This window comes from Marinobacter salarius, from assembly GCF_032922745.1.
GTDB lineage: Bacteria > Pseudomonadota > Gammaproteobacteria > Pseudomonadales > Oleiphilaceae > Marinobacter.
In genome coordinates this window covers 637191-651689 of the sequence record NZ_CP136693.1, presented here as the reverse complement: position 1 = coordinate 651689, position 14499 = coordinate 637191, and the positions used below count along the sequence as shown (strand labels likewise).

General features: G+C 55.5%; 14 protein-coding genes. 11 read left to right on the top strand and 3 right to left on the bottom strand.

Translation table 11 applies throughout. The features are described 5' to 3' along the window. Positions 1 to 246: 246 nt before the first annotated feature. The 3 genes from R1T46_RS03055 to R1T46_RS03045 are packed head-to-tail and all read left to right on the top strand — an operon-like array spanning position 247 to position 2670. Entirely contained in the window at positions 247 to 1377 is a 1131-nt protein-coding gene (locus R1T46_RS03055) for a PLP-dependent cysteine synthase family protein (RefSeq protein ID WP_317307288.1), read from the top strand. A 31-nt stretch (positions 1378 to 1408) separates the two neighbouring features. Next, positions 1409 to 1966 (top strand): sigma-70 family RNA polymerase sigma factor, encoded by a 558-nt coding sequence (locus R1T46_RS03050; RefSeq protein WP_041335689.1) that lies wholly within the window; start codon positions 1409 to 1411, stop codon positions 1964 to 1966. Further along, positions 1963 to 2670: an anti-sigma factor domain-containing protein gene (locus R1T46_RS03045; protein ID WP_317307287.1), complete on the top strand. Its 708-nt coding sequence runs from the start codon at positions 1963 to 1965 to the stop codon at positions 2668 to 2670. Before R1T46_RS03050 ends, R1T46_RS03045 begins: the two co-directional genes overlap by 4 nt. Positions 2671 to 2765: 95 nt before the next feature. Here the strand turns inward: R1T46_RS03045 and R1T46_RS03040 are convergent, their stop codons facing one another. Continuing rightward, positions 2766 to 3641, bottom strand: a complete 876-nt coding sequence (locus R1T46_RS03040; RefSeq protein WP_317307286.1) for a FadR/GntR family transcriptional regulator — start codon at positions 3639 to 3641, stop codon at positions 2766 to 2768. Positions 3642 to 3816: 175 nt separating this feature from the next. Here R1T46_RS03040 and R1T46_RS03035 point away from each other — a divergent pair, with 175 nt between their 5' ends. The 5 genes from R1T46_RS03035 (at position 3817) to R1T46_RS03015 (ending at position 9368) form a co-directional block, all read left to right on the top strand. Continuing rightward, positions 3817 to 4539 carry a ribonuclease activity regulator RraA gene (locus R1T46_RS03035; protein WP_317307285.1) on the top strand — a complete coding sequence of 241 codons (723 nt, stop codon included), beginning with the start codon at positions 3817 to 3819 and terminating at the stop codon, positions 4537 to 4539. Between the two features lie 135 nt (positions 4540 to 4674). After that, positions 4675 to 5625, top strand: coding sequence for a tripartite tricarboxylate transporter substrate binding protein (locus R1T46_RS03030; protein WP_317307284.1), 951 nt, complete (start codon positions 4675 to 4677; stop codon positions 5623 to 5625). Positions 5626 to 5629: 4 nt separating this feature from the next. Next, positions 5630 to 6148, top strand: a complete 519-nt coding sequence (locus tag R1T46_RS03025) for a tripartite tricarboxylate transporter TctB family protein (protein ID WP_317307283.1) — start codon at positions 5630 to 5632, stop codon at positions 6146 to 6148. Then, a complete protein-coding gene (locus R1T46_RS03020; protein ID WP_317307282.1) occupies positions 6148 to 7677 on the top strand; it encodes a tripartite tricarboxylate transporter permease in 1530 nt (509 codons plus the stop codon). The genes R1T46_RS03025 and R1T46_RS03020 overlap by 1 nt, the downstream gene beginning before the upstream one ends. Before the next feature lie 113 nt (positions 7678 to 7790). Then, positions 7791 to 9368 (top strand): aldehyde dehydrogenase (NADP(+)), encoded by a 1578-nt coding sequence (locus R1T46_RS03015; protein ID WP_317307281.1) that lies wholly within the window; start codon positions 7791 to 7793, stop codon positions 9366 to 9368. A gap of 113 nt (positions 9369 to 9481) precedes the next feature. On the opposite strand, the gene R1T46_RS03010 is transcribed toward R1T46_RS03015, so the two are convergent. Continuing rightward, positions 9482 to 10903 carry an HDOD domain-containing protein gene (locus tag R1T46_RS03010; protein ID WP_317307280.1) on the bottom strand — a complete coding sequence of 474 codons (1422 nt, stop codon included), beginning with the start codon at positions 10901 to 10903 and terminating at the stop codon, positions 9482 to 9484. 201 nt (positions 10904 to 11104) lie between these two features. Here R1T46_RS03010 and R1T46_RS03005 point away from each other — a divergent pair, with 201 nt between their 5' ends. From R1T46_RS03005 to R1T46_RS02995, 3 genes are all read left to right on the top strand, one after another. Continuing rightward, positions 11105 to 12112: a methionine ABC transporter ATP-binding protein gene (locus R1T46_RS03005; protein WP_007155139.1), complete on the top strand. Its 1008-nt coding sequence runs from the start codon at positions 11105 to 11107 to the stop codon at positions 12110 to 12112. Then, positions 12112 to 12789: a methionine ABC transporter permease gene (locus R1T46_RS03000; RefSeq protein ID WP_007155138.1), complete on the top strand. Its 678-nt coding sequence runs from the start codon at positions 12112 to 12114 to the stop codon at positions 12787 to 12789. The genes R1T46_RS03005 and R1T46_RS03000 overlap by 1 nt, the downstream gene beginning before the upstream one ends. A gap of 182 nt (positions 12790 to 12971) precedes the next feature. Continuing rightward, positions 12972 to 13754 (top strand): MetQ/NlpA family ABC transporter substrate-binding protein, encoded by a 783-nt coding sequence (locus R1T46_RS02995; protein ID WP_286811587.1) that lies wholly within the window; start codon positions 12972 to 12974, stop codon positions 13752 to 13754. Between the two features lie 76 nt (positions 13755 to 13830). Here the strand turns inward: R1T46_RS02995 and R1T46_RS02990 are convergent, their stop codons facing one another. Continuing rightward, positions 13831 to 14484, bottom strand: coding sequence for a peroxiredoxin (locus R1T46_RS02990; protein WP_286811586.1), 654 nt, complete (start codon positions 14482 to 14484; stop codon positions 13831 to 13833). Positions 14485 to 14499: the final 15 nt, after the last annotated feature.

Here is a 14499-nt window from a genome sequence, read left to right as displayed (position 1 = left end):
ATTGTTGGTGTTGCAAAGGGGGTTACGGAGCGATTAGAGAAAAGGATGCAGTTCTCACCAAAAAAAATTGAAAGCGTCTTATCCGGAAGCAGGCTGACATAGTACGAATAGTGAGTGCATTACGTTCAGCCAACTTGTGAGGCGTGTGTCAGGTGGCGGGACTGGCGGTCCATCCTAGCGTTATTCTTCAAGTCGACCCAGAGCGACTATGCTTCATGGTGTTTGTTTGATTTCAGGGCCAACAACATGCTCCATCGCACCCAATGGGTTTCCGACGCCATTGCCCGCATTGATGCGGATTTCAATCGTTCTGCAGACACCCATCTGATCAAGCTGGACCTGCCGGGCCTGCGTGACGTTGATATCTATCTCAAGGATGAGTCGACCCACCCGACCGGCAGCCTCAAACATCGGCTGGCACGCTCACTGTTTCTGTTCGGGCTCTGTAATGGCTGGATTACGCCAGGCACCCCGATCATCGAGGCCTCGAGTGGATCGACAGCGGTCTCCGAGGCCTATTTTGCCAAGCTCCTCGGGCTGCGGTTTATCGCAGTCATGCCCCGAACGACGTTGGCACAGAAAATTGCCAAAATCGAGTTCTATGGGGGCGAGTGTCACCTGGTGGAGAACGGCAGTGAGATCTACGCTGAATCTCAGCATCTGGCCCGTGAGCTCGGTGGTCACTACATGGATCAGTTCACCTACGCTGAGAGGGCGACAGACTGGCGGGGTAACAACAACATTGCCGAAAGCATTTTCGAGCAGTTGCGACGGGAACCGCACCCCATACCGCGCTGGATTGTTGTCAGCGCGGGCACCGGTGGCACGTCGTCAACCATTGGGCGCTACATCCGCTACGGCGGCCATCTTGCCCGGGGCTGTGAGCTGTGTGTGGCGGACCCGGAAAACTCGGTGTTCTATGACGCCTTCGCTAGCGGGCGGTCTGATATTGTCGGCCAGTGCGGTTCGCGCATTGAGGGTATTGGCCGCCCCAGGGTTGAGCCCTCTTTCAGCCCGACGGTGATTGAGCGCATGATTCGCGTACCTGATGCGGCCAGTTTTGCCGCGCTCCGGTATCTGGAACGTCATCTTGGCCGGCGTTGTGGCGGCTCTACCGGTACCAATCTGATTGCCACACTGAGCCTCGCCAGTGAGATGCAAAGCGCCGGAGAGGGCGGGTCGGTTGTCACGCTTCTGTGCGATGGTGGCGACCGTTACACCGACACCTATTTCAATCCCGGGTGGCTTGCCAACCAGGGCCTGGAGTTAACCAAGTGGGAAAAAGCGCTGGACGATTTTGACCAAAGCGGCGTGTTTGAACCCGATCTGATGACCTGCATGCATCCTGATGGGCATTCTGAACGTAAGGTCGACTAATACCTGTAGAACAAAACAAGGGATCGTATAGATGGTAACCAGCAACTCTGAACAGGATGATCTGATGGGACTGCTGATCGCAGTGTCCCGGGAAGACCGACTGGCCTTTCAGCGGCTGTATGAAAAAATTTCCGGCAGGATGTTCGGGCTTTGCCTGAAACTGGCCAGTCAGCGAGATCTGGCAGAAGAGGCCGTTCAGGATGCCTTTGTGCAGATATGGCACCACGCCGGTGAATATCACAGTGAGCGTGGTGCTCCCCTGAGCTGGATGCTGACGATTGCCCGTTATCGCACACTCGACCTTATGAGGAACCGGAAATCACGGCCGACGTCCGGCGATGCCCATCTTGAGCGTGTTGCTGATGAACGTGACGGCCCGCTGGACGAATCACTTCGCGTCGCGGGCAGCGCGGAGCTTCGCGGGTGCCTGGATGAACTCTCAGAAACGCAGCGGGACAGTATCCTGTTGTCCTATTATCGGGGGTTTACCCACGATGAGCTCTCCGAGGCCTTGAGTTCACCCATTGGAACTGTGAAAAGCTGGATTCGGCGCGGATTAATGGCTCTGAAGAGGTGTCTGGAACGATGAAAAAGACACCGGAAAGAATAGAAGCATTGGCAGCGGAATACGTGCTTGGCTCGCTTCATGGGTCAGCCCGCCGGCGTTTCGAACGCTGGATGATGGAGTCGGTTCGAGTCCGTCAGGAAGTCTGGTTCTGGGAAGAAAAGCTGGGACACCTGGGGGCACGCATTGAGGAAGAACAGCCTCCCGCGTCGGTCTGGGCTGGCATCGAACGCCGGCTTTGGCCCCGGGACGATAAACCCGGGTCGGCAGTTGCGGCCAATGATGCGTCCGGCCGTTGGTTCTGGCCTGGCTGGAGCATGCTGGCAACGGCTGCGGCGCTGGTGCTGGCCGTTGTCCTGGTGCAACAGCCAGAACCAGAGGTGGATGACCGTCTTTCAGGCGCCATCGTACAGGCGGACGTGAGCGATCCCCTATGGTTGGTCAGTGAGTCATCGCTCGACAGGCAATTGAAACTGCGTCCCGTTGCCGCGACGGCGGCCCAGCAGGGCAAGGATTACGAATTGTGGATCGTGCCGGCGGATGGCCAGCCCCTGTCGCTCGGGGTTATTCCGGTGGGTGGAACCTATCAGGTAACTCTGGATGATGAGGCGCGTGCGCTTCTCAGCAATAGCCGAACACTGGCGATCAGCCTGGAGCCGGTGGGAGGCTCTCCCACCGGCCAGCCGACCGGGCCGATCCTGCACGTTGCGAAACTCTACGAGCTTTGATGGTCCGGCCGAGGGGTGGATGGGTCGAAAACAGAGCAATGCATAGCTGACGGTCTGGGCAAAGTGGCCGTCAGCTTGAATTCTGGCCGCAACGATCAGTTGTCAGTTCCTTCGAACATTCTGATCCTCGCGTTATTGAGATGTTCCTTCATCGCTGACTCTGCTTTCTCGGCATCGCCATCAATGATATGTCTTAAAATCGTATTGTGCTCATCCTGAACCAGCGCCATACGATTGCTGTCAGAGGATTTCAATGACAACGTCCGTGTAATGTTCATCCCTTCTTTAATATTTTCCCGAAGTGATTTCATCACCGTCGAGTAATAGTGGTTGTTGGCGGCCTCAGCAATGGCGAGATGGAACTCAAAATCTTCTTCGCTGGCTATGGCGTGAAGCCTGTTTGCTTCATTGATCTTTTCGGCTGCTGCAACGATACGACCCAGCTGATCGGCCGTACGTCGCGTAGCGGCAAGACCTGCTGCGCTGCCTTCGAGATTGGTGCGAAATTCAAAGCACCGTTGAATATCTGAAATGCTGGATATTTTTGAGAAGGAAAGAACGGTGTCATCTGGGCGCTTAATGACAAAACTACCCGACCCCCGCCGGGAGACAATCAAATTGTCTTCTTTGAGCCGAGTCAACGCTTCTCTCAACACGGGCCGTGAAACGCCGTATTTTTCGCACAGCTTTGCCTCACTGGGAAGCTTCTCGTTTGCCGGGTATTCGCCATTGATGATGGAAACCAGAATCTTCTGGTAAGCCACCGATGAGAGCGACCGGCTAATATCTTGTTTTTGCATCTGCATAGTTAAAACGACCAGAACAGGGCGATAAGCGCCGTAAAAGACAACTTTTAGCAACTCTGATTGCCATTCGCGCCAAACAGTCCTCGATACAATGACTGGCAGTATCTTTGCGATTTCTGCGCGTATTATCAATAAAATAGCGTAAAAGTCGTAAAACTGTATCACTCCGAAGCATTTTTCAGCAAGCTAAACCCCTAGTGCCAACTCCCGACAAGCCTCCATGCCGATTGTCACCATACTAATTATTACAAAAATCCAAAAGTTGTAAAAAGTTGTTTGATTTGTAAAATCCCATAACGTACAGTCGAGTGTGTGTTCCATTCGATCAAGGTAAGTATGCATGACAACAAGTAACCAAAATATGCAGATAAGTCAGAGAGTTATCGATGACCTTCGTCGTGTGTCGACAGCAACGCTGCACACCGCACTCTTCAAAAGGGGCTTGCGTAACACCTATATCCAAGGTGTCAGCCTTATCAACAAGCAGAAACTAAAGATGGTCGGTCAGGCATTCACCCTGCGCTATATCCCGGCTCGTGAAGACATTGATACCGTTGCGGCGTTCAAAAGTCCTGAGCACCCTCAGCGCCTGGCCGTTGAAACCGTTCCGGAAGGCATGGTGCTGGTTTCAGACTGTCGGCAGGACGCAACAGCTGCTTCTGCCGGGAGCATTCTTCTCACTCGTCTGGAAGTTCGCAAGTGCGCAGGCTTTGTTTCCGATGCGGGCATCAGAGATTTCAATGACGCATCTGAAATGAACATGCCGATTTTTTGCGCCAAACCAAGTGCCCCAACCAACCTGACCAAGCACCACGCGGTAGACCTACAAGTATCGATCGGTTGTGGCGGTGTGATGGTTAATCCTGGCGACGTGTTGGTCGGCGATGGTGACGGCATCATCGTCATCCCTCTGGAGATTGCACAGGAAATTTCCGAAGAAGCACTAGCGATGGAGCTCTTCGAAGACTTTGTGCTGGAAAAAGTTCGGGCGGGAAGCAAAGTCATAGGTCTGTACCCTCCCAACGCAGAAACCCTGGAGGAGTACAACAGCCAAAAAGCATAGCGGTCACCGGGCCTGCGAGGTGGAAACAATAATCCACAACGGTATTCGCGCCTCGCTCTCAATAGATTACTGAAGAAATTAAGTGCCTATAAATAACAATCAAACAAAAGAGATATAGCCATGATTTTACGAAGATTGAAAAACCAGCTGGTTTGCGTTCTCGGCGCTTGCCTGCTCGCTTCAACCGTCGCTGCGGCTGAATTTCCTTCCCGCGACATTCGTCTTATCGTCCCTTGGCCAGCCGGCGGCGGCGCCGACGCCATATCGCGAAAGCTCGGTAATATTGCCGAGCAGCAAATGCCGGTTTCTATTTATGTAGAAAACATCGCCGGTGCCGTGACCGCGTCCGGTTTGATGCAGATGACCCGTGCTCGACCTGACGGTCACACCATCGGTGTTCTGACCTACGACAGCGTGATCACCCTTCCGCGCGGCAAAATGGTTCCAGGTTATTCGCTCGAAAACATGACCCCTATCGCCCGAATCACTCGCGAAGCAGACGCCGTGGTGGTATCGAAGCAATCTGGCTTTACCGACTTCCAGCAACTGATTGACGCAGCCAAAGCCGAACCTAACAGCGTCCGCGTGGGGGTTGCTCCCAGAGGGTCCGGGCCTTATCTCGCCGTCCGTCGCCTCGAGAAGCAGGCTGGGGTCAAGTTCAATGTGATCACGTACCCGGGATCTTCAAGCGCCGAGGCTGAAGCGCTCCTGTCCGGTGAACTGGATGCAGCCATTTCAAGCCTGGGGGACTTTAGCGGAGTTATAGAATCAGGGGATGTCAAAGGGGTGGTAGAGCTTGCGTCAGAGCAGAACCCATCGTATCCGGATGTTCCCCCCATTAACACTCTGGGCTATGAGTTGGAGACAGGAAGCTTCGTTCTGCTGGCGGCTCCGAAGAATACGCCAGACGCAGTGATCGCCAAACTTGAAAGCTCTTTCAAGCATGCGTTTGAGAGCGAAGAGTTTCAAACCTGGGTAGCGGGCGTCGGTGTAACGCCGAGCTGGTTAGGCGCTGACGACGTGCCGGCGTGGATAGATAGCCTGCAATCTGAAACGTTCAAAGTTATGGACGAGCTTGATCTGTAACGAAGTGGCTCGCATCCCCCCTGCAACGCTGATAGGGGGGTGCCCAGGGGTGCATGATATGTTTTATATATATAAAAAAATCATCTTTCATTTTTTCATATTTATCGTTTCAGTCGGATATTTCGTCACTGCCATTAATCTTGGAAATCCAATAGCAGACGGGCGTCTTCAACCCTCATTCTTCCCCATGATTGTCGGCTCTTTTGCAGTGCTGTTTAGTGGAATTCTGCTTTTCAAAGAATGGACTCTTGTAAAAAGAAATGTGGCAGATACGAGTAATGAAAATAGCCCCTACGCTGCTCCGATCATCATTTTTTGTATCTTTATTTACATTATTGCCTTTTCAGCGATCGGATATTTTATTCCCTCAACGCTCTTTGTTTTCTCAATGATGTTGATGTTTTCCTCAAAAGAGAAGTTGATTCAAAAGGCCGTCATTTCAATCGTGATCGTCACGCTTGGGTATTTCATATTCGAACTGCTTTTTGGGGTCAGGCTCCCGACGTTGGGGGGAGGTAACTGATGGAGTTTATTACACTTGTAGCCGGCAGTTTCACAAAACTGCTCGACCCCCTGGTGCTGGCCTACGTGATTGCAGGCTTTATCATCGGTACTATTTTTTCCGCCATTCCTGGGTTGACTGCAACGTTGGCGCTGGCGTTGCTATTACCACTGACATACAGCCTGGATGTCACCACCGCATTGATGGCTTGCGCCAGTATTTATATGGCGGGTATGTGTGGCGGCAGCATCACAGCGACCACCATCAATATCCCCGGCGCGCCCTCATCAATGATGACAGCCCTCGACGGCTACCCAATGCAACAACAGGGCAAAGGAGCGTTGGCGCTGGGGCACGCTGCCATTGGTTCGATGGCGGGAGGTGCCTTGGGCGCGATGCTGCTGATTGGACTCGCGCCCGTCATTGCCGAGGCATCGTTGCTGGTGCAGACCACCGGTAAATTCTCGTTGTTGGCGTTTGCCGTGATTGTCATTGTCATCGCGCAACGCGGCAAGATGATTAAAGCGGCGATGGCTGCGTGCATCGGGTTAATGCTGGCAACGATAGGACTGGACGCGATGGAGCCTGTCACCCGCTTCACCTTTGGGTTCGGCAGCCTCACCGCAGGTATTGACCTAATGCCGGTTATTATCGGCACCTTTGCGATCAGTGAGATACTGATGCAGGCCGGGTCGTCAAAGGAAACCCGCCAAACCACTGAAGCGATGAGCACGGTTACGATCAGGCGTCGCGATTTCATTCCCCCATTATCCGCGATTCGTCAGGTTGGCATCGTCTGTTACGTCAAATCAGCGTTGATCGGCTATTCAGTCGGCACGTTGCCTGGTGCAGGTGGATCGATGGGCGCCTTTCTGGCATACGTTGAAACAGTACGCACGTCCTCAAATCCTGAAAGCTTTGGCAAGGGCAACCCAAAAGGGATTGCCGCATCGGAAAGCGCCAACAATGCCGTCTGTGGCGGCGCACTGGTGCCCATGCTGACGTTCGGCATCCCTGGTGATCCGATTACCGCCATTATGCTCGGGGTCCTGGTCATTAACGGCATTCAGCCGGGCCCACAGTTGATGGCCGGCCAAGCTGATTTGATTGCGCCGGTGCTCGCCTCACTCCTGTTCAGTGCCGTGATATTGATTCCCTTGACACTGTTCTTGCTGGGCCCCTATTTCATCAAGATTGTCTCGATCCGCAAGGACGTGCTCTATGGCGCGATTGCCCTTCTTGCCGTGGTAGGCAGTTACGTTGCCACGTATTCAACGTTCCAGATGATGATGACATTGGTGCTGGGTGTGCTGGCGTACTACCTGAGAAAGCATGATTTCCCGGTCATCACGATGCTGCTTGGGTTCATTCTTGGCCCTAATCTGGAAGAGTTCTTGCGGCGCTCGCTGGCCCTTTCCAATGGCAATCCGATGACATTCTTTACCAGCCTGGACAGTTTGTTCTTCGTCGTTCTCACACTCGTTTTTGTTTACTTTCTTGCGATCAAAAAACCGCTCAAGAAACCAGTTGGTGCTGCTCAGAGCACTTAACGAGGCCATTAAACCAACCCTGCTCGGCGACTATACGATGCCGAGCAGGGCCAATTGTAGATGCGTCAGGATCCAATCCTGTTTTCTGTTACGCGCAATGTAGGAGCAAGAATATGCAACCTAAAGGTCAGCAACTCATTGGCCAAGAAGCCTTTGTCGCAACAGGGGCTCCCATTCAGGCAGTCAATCCTGCCACCGGTGAGCGACTTGAGCCGGTTTATCCAAGCGCGGGCTCGGCTGAGTTTGATCGTGCGTGCGAGCTAGCCGAGTTGGCAAGCGCCGATTTTCGAACGTCATCACCGCAACAGCGTGCGGCATTTCTGGACACCATTGCCGACCAGATCGAAGCGCTCGGCGATGAACTGATCCAGCGCGGGATGCTCGAATCCGGCCTTCCTCGCGCCCGCCTTGAGGGTGAGCGAGGGCGGACCTGTGGCCAGCTACGTCTGTTCGCATCCGTGGTTCGCGACGGTGAATGGTTGGATGTTCGTATCGATCCGGCCTTGCCAGAGCGCAAACCCCTACCCAGAGTTGACCTGCGACAGCAGCATATTGCCCTGGGCCCTGTCGTGGTGTTCGGCGCCAGCAACTTCCCGCTCGCATTCAGCGTTGCCGGTGGTGACACCGCGTCGGCCCTGGCTGCCGGTTGTCCCGTTATCGTTAAAGCACACGCGGCTCATCCTGGCACGTCCGAGTTGGTAGGCCTCGCAGTGCAAGCCGCTGCCAGGCAATGTGACATGCCCGAGGGTGTGTTTTCACTGCTGTTTGGTTCCGGCAACGAGATTGGTCAGGCGCTGGTATCAGACCCGCGAATAAAGGCCGTCGGATTTACCGGTTCACGTCGTGGCGGTATGGCCTTGATGGCGACGGCTCAGTCTCGCCCTCAGCCGATTCCGGTCTATGCCGAAATGAGCAGTATCAACCCGGTATTTTTACTACCCAACGCTTTGCAGTCACGAAGCGAGGCGCTGGCCGAAGGCTTTGTTGGCTCTCTATCGATGGGAGCTGGCCAGTTCTGCACTAACCCGGGCTTAGTCATTGCCCTCCGCAGCCAGGCACTCGATGAATTTGTTGCAGCGGCGAGCAAGAACATCGCCGCAGTGGCAGCTCAAACCATGTTGACGCCAGACATCCATGATGCCTATCAACAAGGAGTCAAAGCGCTGTCTGAGAACGACAGTGTTCGCGCGGTGGGTAACGGAGAGGAGGGCGGAGCTCCCAATCAATGCCAGGCCACCCTGTTCACCACCTCTGCCGATGCATTCATCAGTGATCAGAGCCTCCAGGACGAAGTGTTTGGAGCCTGCTCCGTTGTGATCGAATGCGACGATATGGCGCAATTGAAGCGTGTTGCAGAAAAGCTTGAGGGGCAGCTAACGGCCACCCTACAGATGGACGAGGGCGATATTGAGCAGGCCAGATTGCTGCTTCCCATCCTGGAAGAAAAAGCTGGCCGGGTGATGGCGAATGGCTGGCCGACCGGGGTTGAGGTATGTCATGCCATGGTGCATGGAGGGCCGTTCCCGGCCACCTCAGGCTCACGGACCACCTCCGTTGGAAGTGCTGCCATTTATCGTTTCCTGCGCCCGGTTTGTTATCAAAACCTGCCCCAGGCGCTGTTGCCTGAAGCGCTTCGCGATGGCAATCCGCTGAACGTCTCTCAGCTAGTGGATGGGAAACGAGTTGTTTAGAGCCTATGCAAAGAGGCTTACTCTGTGAGCCTCATTTTTTAAACAATGGCGAGCCAGCCGGCCCCATCCGCATAGTGCGAAACTGTACAAGCTATGACCGTAAGGGGAATTGGTCAATGGCTCGATAGCAACGTGATGCACAGCTGGGCGTTCTGGACAAAGTGTCCGAACGCCGTCAGCTGATCGTCGGACGGCACATAGTCTGCCGCCGCGTTGTCCGCGTAAAACAGGCCGACCAGTCGCCCCTTGGCTTTCAGGGGGCCGATCAGCGCTGGCACTTTCCCTAGCCAGCGATCGTAGGTAACGCCTTCAGTTTTCGTTTTTGGCAGATAGACACTGCAATCAGCGTGGGGTAAGAGCGCCCCGAGAGGACCGGTGCCATCCTTGCGGATGGTGAAGTTGTCCTTCCAGGCTTCGGTGCCCCTGCCACCCAGCTTGCGCGGCACCAGTTCAAGCCCGCTGCGGTCGCTCATCAGCAACACAACCCGCTGCATGCCGATTGCCCGGTGAATGCCTTCGATGACCAACTGACAGACTTCGTTGATGTCCGGTTTGTCGGTAAGGCTGTGGGTAAGATCGCGGAGAATCTGTAGCTGCAGATTGGGGTCCACCTCTGGTGCACGCACCGCCTCCTCGCCGGAGCTGCCCTGGCTGCCAGGCATCAGAGCGGTCACCTGGGGAATGCCCAGCGACACCGCGACCCGCGCGGCTTCTCCGGCATTCACCTTGAGTTGGTCCCGAACAGCTGCAGGGTTCTCTCCGATGTCCTGCCCCAGGGCTTCCATGACTTTTTCCATGTCGTCGCCGCGCCAGCCACTCTCGGACAGCTTTGCCATCTCAACGGAGTGGCGCACCAGGCTGGCGGCCTTCGAATTGGCCTGCCCGGGCGCAACCACCTCGCGAATAAAGGGGCCGAGTGACCAGGCGTCCACCAGGCCACGGGTAATTTCGGTAAAGGTGGTGTGGAGCGCAGCTTTCTGGGCCTCCAGTGTCGGCTCCCCCTCGCGCAGCCGGGATTCCAGTTCACTGGCCTGCTCGGTCTCGCAGGACCAGAAAGCCAATTCGCCAATGTTCATCAGCAAGGCCCCGATGAACACCTCCTCCAGGGCGTGTTCGTTGCGCTTTGGCAGCAGGCAGCGGGCCTGGACGGCGGCGTGAATGGCTCGGGCCAGGCAGCGAAGCAGGTGTGGGCGGTCGTTGCGTTTGAGCAGGGAGTCCACGATCAGGGACGAGATGGCCATGGACTTCACGGCGTCGAAGCCGATCAGGGTGATGGCGCGGCTTACAGTGCTTACCTGGGTGCGGGTCTGGTTGTAGAACACTGTATTGGACAGCCGAAGCACCTGGGAAGTGAGCTGGGCGTCGTTGAGAATAACGTTCGCAAGCTCGTTAACCGTGCTGTTACTGCTGTCGGTGAGTTCACCAATTCTGCGGAGAGTGTTTGCCAGTACCGGCAGTTCCACTTTGCTGAGGTAGGTCACCCATGCCTGGGTCGAGTTCATCCTTGAGGGCGAAGTCTCGGTTTTTGTGGTCAAAATTGCGCGCGCCTCGGGATTGTTAGTCATGTTCTTGTAATGAGTCAGTCTAGTTCAGTCGTGGCCGCCGTGTCAGGTGGCAAATGGTGTAAGGGGATTTACCAAGGTGGCGGATTCGGGTTTGCCATCGGTTTGGTTTATAATCGCGCGTTTTACCTCTGCACCCACAAGGCGCTGACAAAGCGTTCACAAGGCAACGTTGTGATTGTATTTGACCAGGTACAGAAGTCCTACCAGGTAGGTGGGCGGGCGATCCCCGCGCTACACCCCACCAGTATGACCATCGACACCGGCGAGGTGTTTGGCATCGTCGGCCACTCCGGCGCGGGCAAGTCCACCCTCGTGCGCCTGATCAATCTGCTGGAGCCACCCACCGGTGGTCGCATCCTGATTGACGATGAGAACATCACCGGCTACAACGCCAGTGAGCTACGGGCCTTCCGTCGCAAGGTGGGCATGATATTCCAGCACTTTAATCTGCTGTCCTCGAAAACGGTGGCGGACAACATTGCCTTTCCCATGAAACTCGCGGGCATTTATTCCCGCACCGAGATTCGTGACCGGGTGGACGAGTTGCTGAAACGGGTCAGCCTGGTGGATCAGGCCAATAAGTACCCATCGCAGCTCTCAGGTGGACAGAAGCAGCGTGTCGGCATCGCCCGCGCCCTGGCCTGCCGCCCAACGATCCTGCTTTGCGACGAAGCCACCAGCGCCCTCGACCCGCAAACCACCCAATCGGTCCTGAAGTTGCTGGCGGACATCAACCGCGAACTCGGCCTGACCATCGTACTGATTACCCATGAGATGGACGTGGTACGCCGTGTCTGCGACCGGGTAGCGGTGATGGATGCCGGTGAAGTCGTTGAAATGGGTGCGGTCAGTGATGTCTTCCTGCACCCGAAACACCCCACCACCCGGGACTTTGTCTTCGAGAGCGAAAGCATCGACCATGAGGAAATGCAGCAGGACCTGCAGCACGCCAAAGGCCGCATCCTGCGACTGACCTTCCGTGGCGAATCCACCTACACGCCACTGCTGGGTAGCGTGGCACGGGAATCCGGCGTGGATTTCAGTATCCTCTCCGGCCGGATTGACCACATCAAGGACACGCCCTACGGCCAACTGACCCTCTCGCTGGTGGGCGGCAATCTCGATACCGCCATGCAGGCCTTTGAGGCGGCGGACGTTCACGTGGAGGTGCTGCGCTGATGGAAGCCTTGATGGGAGACCTGTTGAGCAACGTGGACTGGACCGAGATCGGCTGGGCCAGTTGGGACACCCTGGTGATGGTGGGCATGTCGCTGCTGTTCAGCGTGCTGATCGGCCTGCCGGTAGGCGTTCTGCTGTTCCTGTTTGGCAAGCGCCAACTGCTGGAACAGCCCATCGCTTATGCGGTGCTGTCCTTTGTGGTGAACGTGCTGCGTTCCGTACCGTTTATCATCCTGCTGATTGTAATGATCCCGTTCACTGTCATGCTGATCGGCACGTCATTGGGCGTTGCCGGTGCGATTCCGCCGTTGGTGGCTGGGGGTGCCCCGTTTTTTGCACGTTTGGTCGAAACGTCCTTGCGCGAAGTGGATAGGGGAATCATCGAAGCTACCCAGGCCATGGGCGCGACAGTAAAGCAGATCGTATTCGGAGCCCTTCTGCCGGAGGCGTTGCCCGGGATCATTGCCGGTATTACCGTAACCGCGATTACGCTGGTTTCTTATGCAGCGATGTCCGGCGTTGTCGGAGGTGGCGGCTTGGGCGATCTGGCCATCCGCTTCGGTTATCAACGATTCCAGACCGATGTAATGGTCATTACCGTAGCCCTACTGGTTATTTTCGTACAGTTGTTACAAATGGCTGGAGATCGTTTGGTTCTATATTTCAGCCGCAAATAACAACAGCCCGATTATAGGTGGATGGTGGGAGGCAACTTCCGAAAACGTGGAGCGCCAAGGATGGCGCGACCGAGCCCTACAGGGACGTATTCACGGGCGTTTTTCGGCAGTTGCCTCCCACCGTCTGCCGTACTCCAAAGGCTAGATGAATTCATTGACAATACCCGCAGGAGAACGTGCTTATGAACTTCAAAAAGACCCTGGTGGCAGTGGCTGCCGTTGCAACATTCTCTTCCGCCGCGATTGCGGAAAAGCTTTCCGTGGCGGCAACGCCGGTACCTCACGCCGAGATCCTGGAATATGTTAAGCCCAAGCTGGCGGAGCAGGGCGTGGAACTGGACGTTAAAGTATTCACTGATTACGTTCAGCCCAATGTGCAGGTGGACCAGAAGCGGATGGACGCGAACTTCTTCCAGCATCAGCCGTACCTGGACGAGTTCAATGATGGCCGTGGTACCAACCTGGTCAGCGTAGTGGGTGTTCACGTTGAGCCTTTCGGTGCCTACTCAAGCCGGATCGACTCTCTGGAAGCGCTTGAAGACGGGGCCACAGTGGCGATCCCCAACGATCCCACCAACGGTGGCCGTGCATTGCTTCTGCTGCAGAAAGCCGGTCTGATCACCCTGAAGGACGGCAGCAAGATCACCGCTACGCCGCGTGATATCGCTGATAACCCGAAAGACCTGGAATTCAAGGAACTGGAGGCTGCTACCCTGCCGCGTATCCTGAACCAGGTGGATCTGGCGCTCATCAACACCAACTACGCGTTGGAAGCCGGCCTTAATCCGACGGAAGATGCGCTGGTTATTGAGGGGGCTGAATCGCCGTACGTGAACATTCTGGTTGCTCATGAAAGCCGCGCCAACGATGAGGCAATCCAGAAGTTGGCGAAGGTGCTGACAACGGATGACGTCAAGGCGTTTATCAAGAAGCAGTACGAGGGTGCCGTGGTTCCGGCATTCTGAGGCCAGGGACGATATGGCATAAAAAAGCCGGGCATCAGCCCGGCTTTTTCGTTTCAGCGGATTGCGCGTTCAGCGCTTAATCGCCACTCCAGTTCGACCCGGGGTCCGGCGTCATCCGCAGGTAGGACTTCACCGCCCGATAGCCTTGCGGGAAACGTTCTTTTATTTCATCCTCATCCTGCAGGGACGGCACGATCACCACGTCGCCGCCGGGTTCCCAGTTGCCAGGTGTCGCCACTTTATGGATGTCCGTCATCTGCAACGAGTCGACTACCCGCAGCACTTCGTTGAAGTTGCGACCGGTGCTGGCCGGATAGGTAATCATCAGGCGGATTTTCTTGTTCGGATCGATTACGAACAGAGACCGCACGGTCAGCGTCTCACTGGCGCTGGGGTGGATCATGTCGTAAAGGTTGGACACCTTGCGATCATGGTCGGCAATGATCGGAAAATTGACGGCACAACCCTGGGTTTCGTTGATGTCCTTGATCCACTCCTTGTGGGAATCGACCGGGTCCACGCTCAGTGCGATCGCCTTGACGTCACGTTTGGCGAATTCGTCTTTCAGCTTGGCCGTCAGGCCCAGCTCCGTGGTGCACACCGGCGTAAAATCAGCAGGGTGTGAGAACAGTATGCCCCAGCTGTTGCCCAGCCAGTCATGAAAATCGATCCTGCCTTCACTGGAATCCTGCTCAAAATCCGGTGCGGTATCTCCCAGACGTAAACTCATCGCGTTTCCTCCTTT